This window comes from Pseudomonas sp. KH_027 (genome assembly GCF_057838565.1).
Window position 1 is genome coordinate 85,914 of record NZ_JBYQOM010000002.1, and the last position, 16,103, is coordinate 102,016.

A 16,103-nucleotide genomic window follows, 5' to 3' on the forward strand; every position below is an offset into this window, starting at 1 on the left:
CGTTCGTGCGCCTGAAAGCACGTGCGCCGTGCTCCTGATAGCACGGGCCGGCATGCGCCTGAAAGCACGTCTGGATTCACAGCTTTTCCAGAAGATATCCCCGTGCCGTCTACGGCACGTGCCGGAAGGCCAGCAGCTCGGTCGAACGCGACAGACGCACCACTTCCAGGCGATACCCAGGCAGCGATTGGCGAGCCGCCAGCGCACGCAGATCGAGGGCGAAGTCTGAATAGCGCGCCGAGCTGCCCGACTTGCGATACAGATGGCGAAAGTCGAACTGCCAGCCGTCCTTCTGCTTGCCGCCGTGCTTGCGCACCAGGCGATACAGCCAGCGCTCGATGCCGCCGGTGAGACGAAAGTAGGCCGGGTCGATGGTCAGCACTAGAGCCTGATCCAGCACCCCGCTGTAAAACCAGTCCGGCAGGATCAGCTCGATACCCAGTGGCCGGCCATCCGCCGCGGCTAACTCCTTCCACTCGTTGATCCAGGAGAAACGATGTAGACGCCGGCCGGTGGTCTCGCGGATCGACGTGGCCACGCTGGTCGATTGCAGCCGATCCAGGGCGGCCTTCAGGCGCTGGTAGTCGCGCAGCGAGGTGCCCCGGCCGATGAAGCGCAGGATCTGGTAGGGCGTTGCACGCATCAGCCGCGAAGTGGGGATATCCGCATCGCGCGCCTCTACAAGTTGGCTGGCCGCCCAGATCAGGATGTCGGCATCCCAGATCGTGGCGATGCCGTGTTCCAGCGTGCCCTCCACGCGCACCGTCACCTCGCCCGAGCGAAAGTCGATCGGCACGGTGCGCCGCGACTTGGCCAGCGAGAAGAACGGATGCGCCATCAGATCCTGGGCGTCGCGTGGCGCCAAATCCCCCGGCAGGGCACGAAACAGATCCAGTTGCTCGTTCTGCGAAGTCAAATCGAGATGCTGACGATTCATGAGCGAAGGTTTCACTGATCATCACGCTGCACTCCCGGGTGGCGGTCGATGTACTCGGGATCGAAGGTGGTCTCGAAGCTGCGCTCACCGGCCCAGGCTTCGAGGTCGGTAACCGCGTACATCACCCGCCGGCCAAACTTGTGGAAGCGCGGTCCGCCGCCGATTACCCGCTGCTTCTCCAGCGTGCGCGGCGACAGCCGCAGGAAGGCCGCGGCTTCGCTGTTGGTGAGGTAACGAGGGGTAGGGCAGGCCTGTGATGTTTGCGCCTCGCCAGCGCTTTCCACGGGCTGCATGGCATGCGTCATCGGCCCGGCCTTGCGGTGCAGCGGGGCATCGAGATCGATGCGACGCGAGTGATGGGAAAGATTGGTTGAGTGCGACATGGTGTGTTCTCCGTTGACGTGGGAGGTGCACCGTGCGGCAGCCGTCGCGCTCGATCATGCCGGGTTGGGTCTGGGCGAATGCGCAGGCAGGAGTGGCGAGGATTGATACCGAGAAGGTCTGGACGCTGACCGGGTACGCCTATCTACGCGTGTCACCGGCCATGGTTCCCAAGCACGCCAAGCTCCGTGCGTGCAGCCTAAGGATTTACGGGTCTACGGCTTTCCACAAAACCGGAAAACCGCATCGGCGGATTTCCGTAAATCCGTAAAAACGTAAATCCGCTTCTCCACAAACCCGTAAATCCGTGGATACGGATCGACGGATTTGGGCAAAACCGTAAGACCGTAACGGTCTCAATCAGCGGACGACCCAACGAGGTTGCTCCAGGCTGATCGCTGGGTGCAGACGCCTGTGCATCAGCCGTCCGGGTGGGGCGCGCGGGTGGCCGGCAGGACAGGGGCGCAAAAAAAACAAGGCACCGGGTCTTCCCGGTGCCTTCCGCTGGGTTAGCGATTCCAGAACACATGCACCTGCTCGAAGCCGGTCTCCAAAGTAAACACGTCGCCGCTGTATTCCATGTCGCGGGCCATGGCACCGTAGTCAATGTACATAGCCAGGTGCGGCGGAATGCTGGTGGTTTCCTCGGTCAGCTCCTGGGCGTAGTCGGCCAGCGAGCTGTAGCAGCCGCAATAATCTTCCTCAGCCGCCTTGCGCGCCTGCTCCAGGTCGTTGAAGTGAGCGAGCAGGGCGCCGCCGAACGCGGGGTACTCCTCGATGAAGCACGCAATCTCATGGGCGTTTTCGAGGCCCTCGTACTCACCGAGGCGGTAGCCGTCGAAGCCCTCGAAGTCGTGGATGGCATACTCCTCCGCACCCTCGACAGGGGAGGCCGCCAGCATGGCACTGACCTGCGCCTGGAGGTCGTCCAGCTCCAGGGTGGCGTCGATCCAGACGCCATGCAGGTGACCGGCGTTGTACGCGGCCAGGTCGGCAACGTAGATCCTGATTTCTTCGCTCATGGCTTTCGCTCCTTCGTCTTCAGGGTTCTGCGCTTGCGCTGCGCATGAACCCCTGCCGACTAGGGCGACTAAGGCGGTCGTGAAAAAATCAGGAAAAATCGCGGAGGCTCCACCCAGCGCAGCGTCCGGGTGGAAACCGTCTATTTTTCTTGATTTTGAGGGGGCAAGAACCCCTGCTTTGGAAAGAGGGAGAGCGTCACCATGGGTGGTGACGGCATGCCTGATTCGCCAGTGGGTAACTGACCGGAGTCGGCTCCGGGCTGTGCCGAAAGACTGCATGAGATAACCTTGCGCCACGAATCAACCATGAAGCTGCGAACTGAACGATGGGTTTTGAACAACTAGCTGAGCTACGCGACCGCCTGCGAGCCGAAAAAGTGCAGGTAAAGACGGATAGTCCGAAGCAGCGTGTGCGGAAGCCTTCTCCGCAGACGAAGCCTCGCGAGCAAGATCCTGCGGTGGAAGCGATCTGGCGACTGCAGAAGCATTTTCCATTGGCCTTTCCGGTTAACCCGGCCCCCAAGGTTCCCCTAAAGGAGGGCATTCTCAAGGATGCCGAGCAACATCTGGAGTTGCTCGGAATATCCAGCGAACAGCTCAAGCAGGGTATCGCTACCTGGTGTCGAGGAAGTCGATACTGGGCAAGCATGACGGAGAATGCGCCGCGCCTGGACTTGAGCGGTCGGGCAGTTGGCATGGTGACGGCGGCTCAGGCTCTGCATGCGAAGCAGCAGGCCAAGCGGCAGCGCGGACAAGCACGACGTAATCAGTCGAAGCCGAAAGAGCGTATACAGGGCTCCGCCGCAGAGACAGCTGTCGAGTAGTTTGTGGATTCACACTACTCGCGCTCGGCACCGAGTTGCCCAATCATTGGCAAGGTGCGCGAGGCTGTTCGAAGAGCTGCAAATGGCCGGCACCGCTTACCAGAAGTGCTCGCTATCGGCCATGAGCGGTGCATCCGCACATCTAGCTAGCGGGCATTCACATCAGGCAGAAACCGGCCAGAAGGAGACGTTCAGATACGCCTACCTCCTGAAACACCCTAGAGTGCTTTGTAGCATCACTTGGGTGGGTGCTCGTGATCGCAAGCGGTCAACTGGTCGACCAGCGCTTTCAGTTCGCCGAGGTGGTTCTCATAGAGGCCGCGCGGCGATGATTTGTGCTGGTTGCACAGGAACGCAGCAGCACCGGTAGCAATGCCGTGCTGCGATCCGTTGCCCATGGTTTTGGTTGATGAGCCAGCGACGTGGGTGACGCTGATGTGCTTACCAGCCATCAGCAGGTTGTCGATGTTGGCGGAGTACAGGCAGCGGTATGGGATCCCATAGGCCTGTTTGTCGCGCATGTCCCAGATCCAATCCTTTAGGCGGAAGTCGTACTTACCTTCGCCTGGCTCCCACGCACAGTGGATGCAGAAGGCCCCATCGTTGGGCACCAACGCATCGGGGAAACTGGTGTGGTTGCGGATGTCATTTTCCGACAGCACATAGTCGCCGCGATAGCGCCGGAACTCGCCCTGCGCCGCGACAAAGGCCATCCATTCGAACTCCAGGTTGGCATAGTTTTCCGGTTCGAGTTTTTTGACGTTCGAGAACGTGCCGTAGAGCGCACGCATCAGGTAGTCGCGAATCAACTCACCATTGGTGTATGGGTCGAGCCATTGGCCGTATTCCCAGAAGTGAGTGGCAGGAAACACGTCGGCTTTGCTGCCGAATCTGAACTCAGGTGTGCTCGGATTGGCCCCTGCCTGTGGCCCAGGAGCATTTTCGACGCCGGCCTCCAGTAATTGACCGCTCAGGTTGGCGTAGTCCTTGGATACTTCGGTTGCCCATGGCACCTCGGGAAATGAAACCGGGTGTTCTGCCATGCGAGTGCGGAAGAACAGCGTATTGCCGTGGTGCATGTCATCGCCCACTTCCGGCGCATAAGGCTCGTTGAACTCAGCGCGAGCCTCCCGCCCGAACAACGTTTCGGCACCGGCAAGCACGCCAATAATGGCCGTGCCACTGGCGTCGATGAACACCGAGCCGGTAATGCGGCGCTCGTGGCCGCCACGTGCCTGAATCGCCTGAACCGCAGTGATTTTAGAGTCCTGCTTTTCGACGCTGATGATGCGGTGTCCGAGAAAAACCTTGGCGGTTGGTTCAGCCTCCAGCAGTGATAGTGCAGCCAGATCACCGTTCGCTGAACGCTGGGCCAGCTCGTTGAGCAGAGCGCCCTGTGAGCCTCTCGGCATCAGACCGATTTCATTGCTGGCATTGCCACCAAGCACCGGACGGTCATGGATCAAAGCGACGCTCTGCCCCAAACGAGCAGCGGTCAACGCAGCAGCGCATCCCGAGATACCTCCGCCGACCACAACCACATCGTAATGGCCGGCATCGAGCGGCTTATCTGGCAGGCCGCGTAGTGCTTTACGCCAGGCTTGGCTGGTGGCATTCACCTCATTGGGTGGGGCTACGTCATCGGTTGACAGGTAGATTGCATCGCAGCGGCCATCGAAGCCGGTCAGATCATGAAGCACCACGGTAGTGGCGCCTGGTTCCAGCGAAATCTTGCCCGCTGGCTGCCACGACCAATCCTCGCTATTCGCACCAAATACCGTGTCGAGAACCACTCCATTAATCGATACGGTGAAGCGCCCAGGATGATGCGATGGCACCCAGTCCTTCGCTCGCACCCAGACGTGGTACGCACCTTGGCGCTCAAGATTAATCGTTGTAGAGGCATCGCTAACAGGGCGCCCCAGGCCGTGGGCAAGCAGATAGGGCGACCCCATGACGGTCTCGAATTGGGAGTCGAGAACCCAGCCCCCATAGCTATCAAAATCCTCGGCCTCGATCAGGATGTTTGCTGGAGACTCGCTCATGTTGGCTGGGTTGATCACTTCTCTTACTCCATTACTTGTACAGAATCACCGCTGTGGCTTGGTTCGACTCAACGCACGCCCGCTAGGCGTAATGCCGCTGGGGTGTAATCGCTTTCCGAGGCGGTGTAACTGAAGTCGTAGGCCTGCTTCTCTTCGTTCTTCATCCCCATCGCCAGATACCGGCCAGCTTGCAGGTCAGCAATGGTTTCCAGGGTGTACCAGGGCACTTGCGTGTTGTAGTAGAACTGGGAGTGGGCCTCCGCTAAGGAAATGCTCTATTTGGCTGGAGCGGGCTTGGCGGCCTCGACCATTGCTGCGACTTCACTGTCCTTGAACTCAACCGCTTCAAGGATCTTGCGGAACAGACGTGGCAGGTGTGCGACGAAGGAGTTTTCCTTGGGCACGAACATCATGTCGGAGCGGTTCTCGATGCCCTTCACGATGCTCTTCACCACATCTTCCAGGGCCACCATTTTGAAGAGTCCTGAATTGTTTCCTTTCCAGATCTTGCTGCCCGCAGCGCTCTTGAAGGTCTGATCCATTAGCGGTGTATGGAAGAACGTGGGATGCACGCTACCGACGCCGACACCCGTGTGGCGAAGCTCCAGGCGAATGCTGTTGCACATGGCCCATACGCCGGCCTTGCTTGAGGTATACGAGGCCTGCAACGGTGAATGGCTGAAAGCAGCCAATGACGAGATCGCCATCAGGTAGCCCTGACGCTTCTGCACATGACCTACGGCGGCACGGAAGGTGCGCCATACCCCGAGTAGGTTCACGTCGATCACCCGCTCGAAGACCTTGGGATCACCCGTCACCAGGGGCTCGAATGCAGTAATGCCGGCATTCGCAATCACCACATCGATGCCGCCAAAGTGCGCTGCTGCTTCTTCCATTGCAGTGTCGATGCTTTCCATCGAGCAGACATTCACCTGCCAGGCGCGGGTGTTGGCGCCGAGGGCTGTTGCTTGAGCCTCAACCGCCGCACCATCCATGTCGAATAATGCGAGCTTGGCACCTTTGTCGAGCAGTGCCTGGCAAACGGCTGAGCCCAGCCCACCTGTCGAACCGGTGATCGCAATAACGCGCCCATCAAGATTGTAAAAAGCCATTATTGGATCCTCAGTTCAGGGGAACGGTGCGTTGGAGAAAGTCGATTTGGTCGCCGATGGTTCTCTCGAAGGAGTCGCCGAGATAGATATCGAAATGCCCCTCCTTGTAGATCTTGATCTGGCCACGGGGAGCACGACGGGCATGGCGAAGGGTGGCTTTTGCTGGAGCTACCGTGTCGGTTTCACAGACGCAGAAAAGCGTCGGGCAATTCAGCTGCGGTGTTTTCCGACCAGGGAAGTAGGTAAGGATTTGCAGTGCGATGCGGGCAGCGACGTAGTTGGGGAACTGCTTGGCTGCGGCATCAGGAACCAGCTGGAGATAGCCCTGTTCGCAGTCTGCCGCCGACATCATTGCGGTTGAGCCAGGCTTGCCCGCCAGGGCAATCGTTACTGGCGCAGCACCAAACCAGGAACCCAGTTTGTCTGTCAGGGCGCGGATGGTGACCTTGATCGAGGTCAGGGGCGGGACAGCCATGCTGGAGGCCATGCCGTCGGTGAAGGGGCACTGGGAGATCACCGCAGCGACTCTCTGATCATCGGCGGCAGTCGCGATGACATGACCTCCACTGAAGGATGTGCCCCAGAGGACGACTTTGTCTGTATCCACATCAGTGCGCGTCCGTGCGAAGGCGATGGCAGCCTTCCAATCCTGCAACTGCTTGTTCACATCCAGCAGCTGACGCGGTTCACCCTCGCTATCACCAAAATGCCGGTAATCAAAAACCAGACAGGCATAGCCGAGGTCTCTAAAGCGCTCGGCATAGGCACCGAGTCGCATCACACGCGTGCTCCCCAGGCCATGAGCCATGACGATGACTGGAGCAGGTTTCTTGGTTTTCGGCAGATAGAGCCAAGCCTTACAGCGGCTGCCCTCAGCCAGGAACTCAACATCGAGACGGTTCATGGTCATGATCCTGGAGTCGTGTATTGAAATTGTTTTAACTCAAACGTTGGAGTCTATTACAACGTTGGATATGACTCTATCCATTGAGTGTGATACCGTCAACCGCCATGACGACCGTGAATTTGACCCGCACCCAACGCCGCGCAGCTGACATGCGCCAGAACCTGGTAGAGATCGCCGAGACCTTGCTGATTGAGGGGGGGATGGCGGCTGTATCAGCCGATGAGGTTGCACGTCGGGCCGACGTGTCCCTGCAAACGGTCTACAACCGGGTGGGTGGGAAGCCCGCGCTGCTCATCGCTATTGCCGAGCGCTCGATGGAGGAAAACCGTGCCTACGTCGATAAGGCGTATGACGGTAAGGGGACACCTGAAGAGCGGGGTCTGCGAATCTTCAATGCGTACGTCAGCTTCGCAATGGAACGGCCCCATCAGTTCCGCATCCTGGCCAACCCCCCAGAAGATCCTGAGGCTATTTCTCGCATTGGCGCGATGGCGCGGGAGCAGATCGCGCACATGGCGGCGATCATTCGCGATGGGATTGCAGAGGAATGGATCGATCCAGAAATTGATCCTGACAGCACAGCAAACGCAGTCTGGTCGATGATGAATGGCGTGCTGACGTTGGCGTTGCGGGATGACGCCTTGCGGTCGGAGTCAGTCAGTCGCGAGGCTCTTGTGCAGTCAGCACTGACAATCATCCAGTCTGGCTTGAGAAGTCGCCGCCTTTAGCAATTTCTGCTGCTGAATGTGCAATAGAGCGCGGCGAGCTGCCTCTCTCAACGAATCCACGCCAATTCCTCAAGCTGGCTTCATCCCCCTTGTTCTTTCGTGGGGTTCTAATAGGGGAGCCATTCTCGAAGGCCGAGATCATTGATGTTGCCCGTCGCACCATTCTAGCGTTCAAGCATCCATGAGCAGGAACGGCTGCTTCTGGCCGGTTGTTGCCCGTCGCGACTGGCAGCTTCAGGTCGATTCTGTTGAAAAAGTCGGCCTTTGAGAGTGCTGCTTATGGCCATTCTGGTCTGCTCGACATGATCAGAACCTACGACCTGCTGCACCTGATCCAAGAGAACGGTGGGCATTGGACGGTGGGGCTGGCAGCGAAGGAAGAGGAATCGGCTGAACACGCTGCGCATGCCTGAAAGGGCGCAGCAAAAAGGGGGCTCAGCCCCCTTGGTTCATAGCAACCCAAGCTCAGCGAAAGATACGGTGCGTTGGCCTGCCACGATGATGTGATCCAGCGAGCGGACATCTACTAGCGCCAAGGCTTCTTTCAAACGTTGTGTGAGCACCTTGTCAGCTTGGCTTGGCTCTGGAATTCCGCTTGGATGGTTGTGCGCGAATATCACAGCAGCTGCATTCAGGCGCAGCGCTTCCTTGACTATCTCGCGCGGGTACACAGACGCACTGTCGATGGTGCCGCGGAACATCTCGACGTACTGGATCAGGCGATGCTTGGCATCCAGAAACAGCGCTGCGAAAACCTCGTGCTCAAAGCCACCCAGCTTCGCGATCAGGTAGTCCTTGACCAGCTCCGAAGACGTGAAGGCTGCACCTCGCTGAACCTTCTGATCGATCACCCTGCGAGCAGCGTTCAGGATCTGCTCCGCAGTAGCAGGCAAATAACGACCTTGCTCGTCGCGAATCATCAGGGAAGCGTCAAAGGCGAGAGAAAGCTGCGACATGATCATGCTCCAGTTGCTCGGGCGGAATTGCCCGGAACCGGCTCAGCACGGCGCAGCGCAGCAGTCAGGGGGCGATAGCCGGCCCCGCCGCAAGCGCGCGAAGCGCGTGCAGCCCTTGACGGCGAGAACGCCGTGATAGGGTGAGAGGAAACAGCAAGACCGCCATTCCACCGATCTCACAGGCGCCGTCAGCAAGCGCAGCGCGCAGGCTCTATCGGTACGGACTAAAACGCCCTGAGGCGTTGTTGGCGAGCAGTAGAACTGCAGATGTGGCCTGCACCAACAACGAGAAAGGAACGACGCTGGTCGCCACTTGTAGCCTGTGCCCTATCAAAACGATTGGCAGACGGCCGCTACCGAAATATTCGCGCTATAGAGTCCTAGAAGGCCGAGCACCTATAAGCTCTTGCTTTCGATTCGCCTATGCAGTGCGTTCAAGCGGGAGGCGCGCAGCAGGCGGGGCTGCCGATTGGAACAATGTTGCTTTTGCCATTCCAATGGTGTGATTTGAAACCAGCGACTGAACGCCCGACAGAACCCGCTCTGATTGGAGTAACCCAGCAGCCCCGATATTTGCATCATGCTAATGAACGGGTCTGCGAGGTAACGGCTGGCCAGGTCCTGGCGCGTTTCATCGAGCAGCCGTTGGAAGGATGTGCCTTCCTGACTCAGGCGACGCTGCAGGGTACGGCTGTTGAGTGCCATGCTGTCGGCGACCTTCTCAACGGTGGCGCGGCCGCTGGGTAGAAGGTGGCGGAGCAGTTGCCGGACGTAGCCAGGCAGGTCGTCGGCAGATAGGCGCTCCATCTTCTGCATGTGTTCAACGATCAACTGGTGCAGTCCGTTATCGGCGGTACTCAGCGGCTTTGAAAGCGCGGAGGTCGCCAGTTCGATGCCGCAGCAATGGGCCGAGAAGCGGGGTTGGGAGCCGAGTACCCTCCGATAGCTTGCCTCATCACCAAGCGCACGGTGCCGCAGTAGGACGGCCGAAGGGCGCCAGGTATCGCCTAGAAGGGCACGCAGTAATTGCACCCCCACGGAGCAGACCAATTCCTCGACTTGCGCCAGGCCCGGCAGGTCTAGTGCGGATTTCGGTGAACGTGACCGAGCGTTTCGCTAATACGTGACCGGTGCTTCCACCCCGGTTGCGCGGGTTCTGGATTGTAATCGCATCGGTCACGATGCGGCTTGTTCCTCGGCTTTTTTTCGGCGCAGCGACTCGCCTTTCATCGTCAGCCGGTAGGCGTTGTGCACCAGGCGGTCGAGGATGGCATCGGCCAGGGTCGGGTCGTTGATCCAGCCGTGCCAGTGCTCGATGGGCAGTTGGCTCGTCAGGATGGTGGAGCGGCTGCCAGCGCGGTCGTCGATCACCTCCAGCAGGTCATGCCGGGCTCCTTCCTCCAGCGGGGCTAGCGCCCAGTCGTCCAGCACCAGGACGTCGACCTTTGCCAGCTGTTGCAGGGTACGGCCGAAGCTGCCGTCGCCATGAGCGATGCGCAGTTGTTCCAGCAGGCGCGGGGTGCGCAGGTACAGGGTGCTATAGCCCTGGCGGCAGGCCTGGTTGCCCAGGGCGCAGGCCAGCCAGGTTTTGCCGGCACCGGTCGGGCCGGTCAGCAGCAGGTTGTGCTGCTGGCGGATCCAGTCGCCACTGGCCAGGGTGGCGATCAGACGCTCGTCCAGGGCGCGACCGGAGCGGCGGTCGAGATCTTCCAGGCAGGCGTTGGCGTACTTGAGCTTGGCCTTCTTGCGCAGCCGTACCAGGCGCTGGTTGTCACGCCAGGCCAGTTCACGGTCGAGCAGCAGGCCGAGGCGCTCATCGAAACTCAGGCTGTGGCTGGCCGGCAGCGTCCATTGCTCTTCCAGGGCGCGGGCCATGCCGTCCAGGCGTAGCTGGTGCAGTTGATTCAGGGTGTGTTGCGGCATCATCGAACAGCTCCTGTTGCGGGGGTTGGTAGTAGTCGGCGCCACGGACGTTCTCGTGGTCGCCGGGTAAGGTCGTTTCGGCGGCACGCTGGGGCAGCGGCTGTTGATCCAGGCCTTGCTGGAGCAGGTTGCGCACGCTGCGCCCGGTGAAGGCGCGCAGGTGTACGGCACGTTCGGCAGCGGCTTCCAGGCGTGCATTGCCATAGCGCCGGGCCAGCGAGAGCAGGCCGAGGCAGGCGCGGTAGCCCATCTCCGGGTGCGGCTTGTGGGTCAGTTGGTGATCGATCAGTTGGCGCGTGTAGGGGCCGATCCGCGCGCCCCAGTCGAGCAGGCGTTGTGGCGTCCATTCGCGATGCGCCTGGTGCGCCGCGGGCATGTGCTCGCGCTGGGTACTGTAAGCGCCGCGTCGCCCCAGCAGCAGGTGGCTGGCCACCCGCCGGTTGCCATGCAGCACTTCCAGGGTGTGTGCCGTCAGTCGCACGTCCACGTTCTGCCGGGCCAGGGCGGAGGGCACGCTGTAGAAGCTGCCATTGACCTCGATGTGGTAGTCGATGCTGACCTTGCAGCGCTTGAAGGTGGCGACCTCGTAGGGATGCACCGGCAGCGCTCGCAAGGCCGGGCGATCCAGGCGCTCGAACCAGTCGCGCCGGCAGCCATCGAGCCGCTTGAACGGGCGCCGATTCAGATCCTCCAGCAGCTCGGCGATGGCCTGATTGAGCGCATGCAGGCTGAAGAACTGCCGATGGCGCAGCCGCGCCATGATCCAGCGCTCGACCACCTGCACCGCCACCTCGGCCTTGGCCTTGTCCTGAGGCTTGCGTGGCCGTGCCGGCAGGATCACCGTCTGGTAATGACGCGCGCACTCCAGCGTGGCCCGGTTCAGGCCCGGCTCGTAGCGATCCGGCTGGGCGACCAGGGCGCGCGGATTGTCCGGCACAACCATTTCCGGCACGCCGCCAAAGTAGGTCAGAGCCTGGCCCAGCGAGGTCAGCCAGTCCACCTGGGTTTCGCCTGGCGTCGCGCAGGCATAGGTGTAATTCGAGGCGCCCAGGGCGGCGACGAAGATGTGCGCCCGGCGCACTTCGCCGGTGGCCGGGTCGACCACCGGCAGCGTCGGCCCGGCATAGTCGATGAATAGCTTCTCGCCCGCACGGTGCAGCTGACGCATCGAACGTTTGAGCGTCTGGGCGTAGCGCCGGTAGTGCTCGACGAACTGGGTGTAGCGGTAGGTCGGCTGGCCCGCATGCGCGGCGAGATATTCCTCCCACAGCAGCTGCAAGGTCACGCCCTTGCGTCGCAACTCGCGGTGGATGCTCAGCACATCGGGCAGCACTCGCTCACCGCGCGGCTTGTTCGTCGACGTCGGTGCAAACAAGGCGGCCGCCAGCGCGGCCTCGTCCATGGCCACCAGCGCCGGCCAGTCCAGCCCGGCCACCCGCGCCGCCGCGATGTACTTGCTAACCACGCCCTTGGACAGCTGCAAGGCACGGGCAATCTTCTCGTGGGACAAGCCGGCCTCAAACTTGAGGCGCAGACATTCTTTGATGTTTCGCATGGCTACTCGCGGCGCCGCCATCTTCCTCTCCCGAAATCGGTCGAGGATGGCGGCGCATCAGGTCATGCGCAACGAAGGGGAAGGCTTTCGCTAAGTCGTGACCGGCGATTTCGGTAAGCCGTGACCACCTGTTTCGGAACAGGCGGAAAATCGGTCACGTTGCTACCGAAATGAGCGGTCACGCGTTAGCGAAATGACCGGTCACGATCAACCGAAACGGCCGGTCACGGTGCTCCGAAATCCGCAGTCTAGTTCTCCGACCCGGTAGCTGAGGATTGTAGTGTCTCCGTCGCTGTCGAGACCTATATCTGCCGCGCCATCGTACAGCGCGTAGTTGCCGCGCAACTCGCCGAGGGCGTCACCTACCGTACGCGCGTTGCGAATCAGATAGAGCAGCTCGCCAAATACATCGAGCCCCTGAAAGCCCCCGAACTGCAGGCCGAATAAAGGGTTGCCTGAATGGCGTTGACAGATATCCAGGAGCGCGCAGTAGCGACGGAAGGCAAAGATGCCTTCGGGGTGCTGCAGGCTGTCTTGGGGCAGTTCTGCAAGTCGCAGCATCTGCACTGGATTGAGCCCCTGCATTATGGCGAACTCGGCAAAGCCAATAAGTCCTAGCGCGCGGACGAAGGGATTAACGGACATGGTTATACGCCCCTTAGGTGGACGAGTCGGCGGCTGGCACGGATAGCAATGAGCGCTGCCACTGTTGTGGGCTGATGCCGTTCCAGCGCCTGAAGGCGCGTGAGAAGGTGCTGAGATCTGCATAGCCCAGAAGCGCGGCCAACTGAGTCAGGTTCAGCGATGAGTCACGCAGGTAGCGCGTCGCCAGGGCCTGTCGCGTGTCGTCCAGCAAGGCCTGAAAGCTCGTGTCCTCTGTCTGCAGATAGCGCTGCAGGGTGCGTGGGCTGACCTGCAGATGCTCGGCGACCCGCTCGATGGTGACCTGGCCAGCGGGCAGCCAAGTGCGAAGAAGCTTCTGCACGTAATCGGGCAATTCCCGCAGGGTAATTCGTGCCAGTACATCGAGATGCTCCCTGGCCAGCTGGCAGAGCCGCTCGTCTGCAGTGCTAAGCGAAATATCCAGCAGCGCCTCGTCGAACACCCAGGCATTGTCCGGGCTGTCGAAGCGGGGCGTAATGCCCAGCAGGTGGCGGTATGCGCTTAGCTCGGCGCCGGGGGCGTGTCTAAGCAGCAGGCCTCGCGGCTTCCAGGCGTGCTGTAGCAGGCTGCGCAGCAAATGGGCACTTATCCCTATGGCCAGCTCTACGGTCTGGCGGACTGAATAGGCACCGCCATCCGTCACTTCATACACCAGCCGAGCGTACCTGCCGTGGCGCTCGAGGCGCAGCTCGGCGCCGTTGCTGTGAACGTGAAAGTAGCGCTGTAGCGCCTGCAGTGCTTCGCCCACCGAACCGGCATTCTGAATCGGGTACAGCAGATTGCCCAGTGCCTGAGCCCCCTGCCGTAAACCAAATTGCAGGCCGAACAGTGGGGCGGCTGATCGCTGTGCGCAAAGCTCGAGCAAGGAGTTGAATTGGGCGCCCCCTATCACACTAAGTCTGGCGTCGACGGGTAGTCCGATCTCGGTCAGTACAGCGGATGGATTCAGGCCTTGGTCGAGCGCGAAGTCTTCGAAGCCTAACAGAGCGATGCCATTTACAAAGGTATTCATCGCGAATGCTCGAACGTTCGATTGAATAAGACCGCTGGCCGGTGAGTGTCCATTGTCGTGCTCCCGTGGACGTTCGACGAATTTTCCAGAACAGCTTAGGCGGCTGGTAGGTGACATTATTTGGATATTTTATGGCGTGATATGCAAAGCGCCAGACCTGGGGGGCGCGCAGAATTCTATCTTCCAAGAATAAAAGACACTGCATTTGGCTGCGGCCGAATGATGGAGGTTTGCCGTGCGTCGATTTTCTGCGCCTGTATGAGCTCGGCCCTGTAGGTATCTACCTCCATCTTGTTCTCGCTCAGGATCGTTACCGTCAAACAGCCGCAGCCGGCGTATCCGTTCGGCAGCTTCGGAGACTTCTTCCGACCTTGTTGGCGGGCCAAATGCTGCCTCCGTCTGTAGCACGCGAATCGAGCAAGTCTCGGTTTTGAAAGCTGGGACAAGCCAGAGGCTTTCGCAGCGCGTGCGCTGAAAAATTTGCTCCCTATGCGTGGCATCCGGCCTCTCTTGGTCATGCCAGTTGGAGCCCCATTACGCCAATCGGCCTAGCCATCCCGAGCCAGTAGATACGCTGAGCTTCAAGGGCGAGGTGTTTCACTGCTGTCCGAGGTTTTCCATGAGTCCTGATTACGTCCAGAACCTCTGCCTTGTCTGTCACGTGGTGCTACTGAGCAACTCGCTGGCGCGAGTCAGTATCCGGGTCAACGCCACGGGCCCGGGCGACTTCAAATCCGGTATGAACCAGGCCTTCTTCAACCGAGATCAGGACTACAGCTATGTCCGCGCTGTGGCGCCGATGCGCTGGTCGGGGCCGTCCCTTCTGACCAGCGATGTCGGTGCCTTCATGAGCTATAACTTGCTGGCGACCGAGGGTGGTCATCGGGCGTGCAGCAGCTAAGCCGGGACTAGTCTTCTTACATTGAATCGTCGAAGGGGACGAACATGAAGCTGAACAATCGAATCATCCGGTCGGCCACGTTGTGCCTGGCCATAGTCTTGGCACTTACTGCCTGCAACGACCCGCAGCAGGAAGCGGCCCAACCGGTGTCGCGACCGGTAAAACTGTTCACGCTAGGGCAAGCTGAGGCTGTTCGAACGCTGCGGTTTCCCGGCAGCGTCTCGGCGGTCAAGCAATCGGACATGGCGTTCGAAGTCCCCGGGCGAATCATCGACCTTCCGGTCACCGAGGGGCAGCTAGTTGGGGCCGGTACTGTGCTGGCACGACTCGACTCTCGTGACTATGAGGCCGAAAGGGACAGGGCGACGGCTGAACGCAACGCCGCTCAGCTGGAGTTCAATCGATACGAGGCGGCGTTCAAGGCCAGGGCCGTCGCGGCGCAGGAGGTCGATCGTACCCGCCGCAACTTGGCGGTTGCCAATGCCAGCCTGCGTCAGGCCAACAAGGCTATTGAGGACACGGTGCTGCGTGCGCCCTTCGCCGGACGTGTAGCGCGCAAACTGGTGGAGGACTACGCCAATGTGCAGGCCAAGCAGCCGGTGCTGATACTGCAAAGCGAGGGTGGCATGGAAATGCGCGTTCAAGTTCCCGAGGTGCTCTGGGCTCGCTCGCCGCAGGTCGACTCGGCGGCACACATCGAGGACCTCAATTCGCAGATCCGCGTGGTGTTGAGCTCGCTGCCCGAACAACCGATTGCGGCAAAAATCACTGCCTTCGCCAGCATGGCCGACCCGGTGACGCGCACCTTCCGCGTTACCGTCGGCTTCGAGCCGCCGCCTGGCTTTAGCGTTAGCCCCGGGATGACTGGACACGTCGCCTACGATCTGCCAGCAGGGGATGCCGCAGTTGGCTTGTACATTCCCGCCGATGCGGTATTCGCCGCTCCCGACAATAGTCCTCAGGTCTGGCGTTTCGATGCGCAGAGCGGCACGGTGCAGCGTAGCCCCGTGACCCTGGGAGAACTGAGCGGCGACAGCGTGCTCGTGACCTCCGGCTTGCAGGTGGGTGATCGCATTGCGGTATCGGGCGTGCATACGCTCAGCGACGGCTTCCCCGTGCACGTCTTGGAGAATTGAG

General features: G+C 60.5%; 16 protein-coding genes and 3 pseudogenes. 5 read left to right on the forward strand and 14 right to left on the reverse strand.

Annotation, left to right across the window (positions count from 1 at the left end; genetic code table 11):
• Window positions 1-109: 109 nt before the first annotated feature.
• From AC3IYG_RS23045 to AC3IYG_RS23055, 3 genes are all read right to left on the reverse strand, one after another.
• Window positions 110-937 (reverse strand): replication initiator protein A, encoded by an 828-nt coding sequence (locus tag AC3IYG_RS23045; RefSeq protein ID WP_092320695.1) that lies wholly within the window; start codon window positions 935-937, stop codon window positions 110-112.
• 11 nt (window positions 938-948) lie between these two features.
• Window positions 949-1,320: a helix-turn-helix domain-containing protein gene (locus AC3IYG_RS23050; protein ID WP_092320696.1), complete on the reverse strand. Its 372-nt coding sequence runs from the start codon at window positions 1,318-1,320 to the stop codon at window positions 949-951.
• Window positions 1,321-1,827: 507 nt separating this feature from the next.
• On the reverse strand, window positions 1,828-2,340 hold the full coding sequence (locus AC3IYG_RS23055; RefSeq protein WP_003116664.1) for an antirestriction protein ArdA: 513 nt from the start codon (window positions 2,338-2,340) through the stop codon (window positions 1,828-1,830).
• 326 nt (window positions 2,341-2,666) lie between these two features.
• On the opposite strand from AC3IYG_RS23055, the gene AC3IYG_RS23060 reads away from it, so the two are divergent.
• Window positions 2,667-3,164, forward strand: a complete 498-nt coding sequence (locus AC3IYG_RS23060) for a ProQ/FinO family protein (RefSeq protein WP_092320697.1) — start codon at window positions 2,667-2,669, stop codon at window positions 3,162-3,164.
• A 236-nt stretch (window positions 3,165-3,400) separates the two neighbouring features.
• Here AC3IYG_RS23060 and AC3IYG_RS23065 read toward each other — a convergent pair whose 3' ends face one another.
• From AC3IYG_RS23065 to AC3IYG_RS23080, 4 genes and pseudogenes are all read right to left on the reverse strand, one after another.
• Window positions 3,401-5,227 carry an FAD-dependent oxidoreductase gene (locus AC3IYG_RS23065; protein ID WP_208605339.1) on the reverse strand — a complete coding sequence of 609 codons (1,827 nt, stop codon included), beginning with the start codon at window positions 5,225-5,227 and terminating at the stop codon, window positions 3,401-3,403.
• A 50-nt stretch (window positions 5,228-5,277) separates the two neighbouring features.
• Window positions 5,278-5,475: pseudogene (locus AC3IYG_RS23070) on the reverse strand (DUF1329 domain-containing protein); the annotation flags it as partial.
• Between the two features lie 9 nt (window positions 5,476-5,484).
• On the reverse strand, window positions 5,485-6,321 hold the full coding sequence (locus AC3IYG_RS23075) for an SDR family NAD(P)-dependent oxidoreductase (RefSeq protein ID WP_092320698.1): 837 nt from the start codon (window positions 6,319-6,321) through the stop codon (window positions 5,485-5,487).
• 10 nt (window positions 6,322-6,331) lie between these two features.
• The gene (locus AC3IYG_RS23080; RefSeq protein ID WP_244168998.1) at window positions 6,332-7,225 is read right to left on the reverse strand and encodes an alpha/beta hydrolase; all 894 of its coding nucleotides are present in this window, start codon (window positions 7,223-7,225) and stop codon (window positions 6,332-6,334) included.
• Window positions 7,226-7,377: 152 nt separating this feature from the next.
• Here AC3IYG_RS23080 and AC3IYG_RS23085 point away from each other — a divergent pair, with 152 nt between their 5' ends.
• On the forward strand, window positions 7,378-7,956 hold the full coding sequence (locus AC3IYG_RS23085) for a TetR/AcrR family transcriptional regulator (protein WP_428617050.1): 579 nt from the start codon (window positions 7,378-7,380) through the stop codon (window positions 7,954-7,956).
• A gap of 185 nt (window positions 7,957-8,141) precedes the next feature.
• Window positions 8,142-8,369, forward strand: a pseudogene (locus AC3IYG_RS23090) (NYN domain-containing protein); the annotation flags it as partial.
• Window positions 8,370-8,405: 36 nt separating this feature from the next.
• On the opposite strand, the gene radC reads toward AC3IYG_RS23090, so the two are convergent.
• The 7 genes and pseudogenes from radC to qhpR form a co-directional block, all read right to left on the reverse strand.
• Window positions 8,406-8,912, reverse strand: coding sequence for a RadC family protein (radC, locus tag AC3IYG_RS23095; RefSeq protein ID WP_217474408.1), 507 nt, complete (start codon window positions 8,910-8,912; stop codon window positions 8,406-8,408).
• A 396-nt stretch (window positions 8,913-9,308) separates the two neighbouring features.
• On the reverse strand, window positions 9,309-9,743 hold the full coding sequence (locus AC3IYG_RS23100) for a helix-turn-helix domain-containing protein (protein ID WP_244169010.1): 435 nt from the start codon (window positions 9,741-9,743) through the stop codon (window positions 9,309-9,311).
• Window positions 9,744-9,782: 39 nt separating this feature from the next.
• Window positions 9,783-9,962, reverse strand: a pseudogene (locus AC3IYG_RS23105) (AraC family transcriptional regulator ligand-binding domain-containing protein); the annotation flags it as partial.
• A gap of 126 nt (window positions 9,963-10,088) precedes the next feature.
• On the reverse strand, window positions 10,089-10,838 hold the full coding sequence (istB, locus tag AC3IYG_RS23110; protein WP_003460139.1) for an IS21-like element IS1474 family helper ATPase IstB: 750 nt from the start codon (window positions 10,836-10,838) through the stop codon (window positions 10,089-10,091).
• Window positions 10,726-12,411, reverse strand: coding sequence for an IS21 family transposase (gene istA, locus AC3IYG_RS23115; RefSeq protein ID WP_041506137.1), 1,686 nt, complete (start codon window positions 12,409-12,411; stop codon window positions 10,726-10,728). Before istA ends, istB begins: the two co-directional genes overlap by 113 nt.
• Window positions 12,412-12,597: 186 nt before the next feature.
• On the reverse strand, window positions 12,598-13,035 hold the full coding sequence (locus AC3IYG_RS23120; RefSeq protein ID WP_431657234.1) for an AraC family transcriptional regulator ligand-binding domain-containing protein: 438 nt from the start codon (window positions 13,033-13,035) through the stop codon (window positions 12,598-12,600).
• Between the two features lie 13 nt (window positions 13,036-13,048).
• Complete coding sequence (qhpR, locus tag AC3IYG_RS23125) at window positions 13,049-14,182, reverse strand: AraC-like transcriptional regulator QhpR (protein ID WP_489332301.1); 1,134 nt, start codon at window positions 14,180-14,182, stop codon at window positions 13,049-13,051.
• A 502-nt stretch (window positions 14,183-14,684) separates the two neighbouring features.
• Between qhpR and AC3IYG_RS23130 the strand changes: the two genes are divergently transcribed.
• Together AC3IYG_RS23130 and AC3IYG_RS23135 are read left to right on the forward strand one after the other, a co-directional pair.
• On the forward strand, window positions 14,685-14,966 hold the full coding sequence (locus AC3IYG_RS23130; protein ID WP_431657232.1) for a hypothetical protein: 282 nt from the start codon (window positions 14,685-14,687) through the stop codon (window positions 14,964-14,966).
• A 44-nt stretch (window positions 14,967-15,010) separates the two neighbouring features.
• The gene (locus tag AC3IYG_RS23135; RefSeq protein ID WP_181087136.1) at window positions 15,011-16,102 is read left to right on the forward strand and encodes an efflux RND transporter periplasmic adaptor subunit; all 1,092 of its coding nucleotides are present in this window, start codon (window positions 15,011-15,013) and stop codon (window positions 16,100-16,102) included.
• Window position 16,103 lies beyond the last annotated feature (1 nt).

Excerpts from the sequence above, each read along its gene's own strand:
- AC3IYG_RS23045 (WP_092320695.1), bottom strand. The coding sequence starts at position 937 with ATGAATCGTCAGCATCTCGATTTGACTTCGCAGAACGAGCAACTGGAT.
- AC3IYG_RS23050 (WP_092320696.1), bottom strand. The coding sequence starts at position 1,320 with ATGTCGCACTCAACCAATCTTTCCCATCACTCGCGTCGCATCGATCTC.
- AC3IYG_RS23055 (WP_003116664.1), bottom strand. The coding sequence starts at position 2,340 with ATGAGCGAAGAAATCAGGATCTACGTTGCCGACCTGGCCGCGTACAAC.
- AC3IYG_RS23060 (WP_092320697.1), top strand. The coding sequence starts at position 2,667 with ATGGGTTTTGAACAACTAGCTGAGCTACGCGACCGCCTGCGAGCCGAA.
- AC3IYG_RS23075 (WP_092320698.1), bottom strand. The coding sequence starts at position 6,321 with ATGGCTTTTTACAATCTTGATGGGCGCGTTATTGCGATCACCGGTTCG.
- AC3IYG_RS23080 (WP_244168998.1), bottom strand. The coding sequence starts at position 7,225 with ATGAACCGTCTCGATGTTGAGTTCCTGGCTGAGGGCAGCCGCTGTAAG.
- AC3IYG_RS23085 (WP_428617050.1), top strand. The coding sequence starts at position 7,378 with ATGCGCCAGAACCTGGTAGAGATCGCCGAGACCTTGCTGATTGAGGGG.
- radC (WP_217474408.1), bottom strand. The coding sequence starts at position 8,912 with ATGTCGCAGCTTTCTCTCGCCTTTGACGCTTCCCTGATGATTCGCGAC.
- istB (WP_003460139.1), bottom strand. The coding sequence starts at position 10,838 with ATGATGCCGCAACACACCCTGAATCAACTGCACCAGCTACGCCTGGAC.
- istA (WP_041506137.1), bottom strand. The coding sequence starts at position 12,411 with ATGGCGGCGCCGCGAGTAGCCATGCGAAACATCAAAGAATGTCTGCGC.
- AC3IYG_RS23120 (WP_431657234.1), bottom strand. The coding sequence starts at position 13,035 with ATGTCCGTTAATCCCTTCGTCCGCGCGCTAGGACTTATTGGCTTTGCC.
- qhpR (WP_489332301.1), bottom strand. The coding sequence starts at position 14,182 with ATGTCACCTACCAGCCGCCTAAGCTGTTCTGGAAAATTCGTCGAACGT.
- AC3IYG_RS23130 (WP_431657232.1), top strand. The coding sequence starts at position 14,685 with ATGAGTCCTGATTACGTCCAGAACCTCTGCCTTGTCTGTCACGTGGTG.
- AC3IYG_RS23135 (WP_181087136.1), top strand. The coding sequence starts at position 15,011 with ATGAAGCTGAACAATCGAATCATCCGGTCGGCCACGTTGTGCCTGGCC.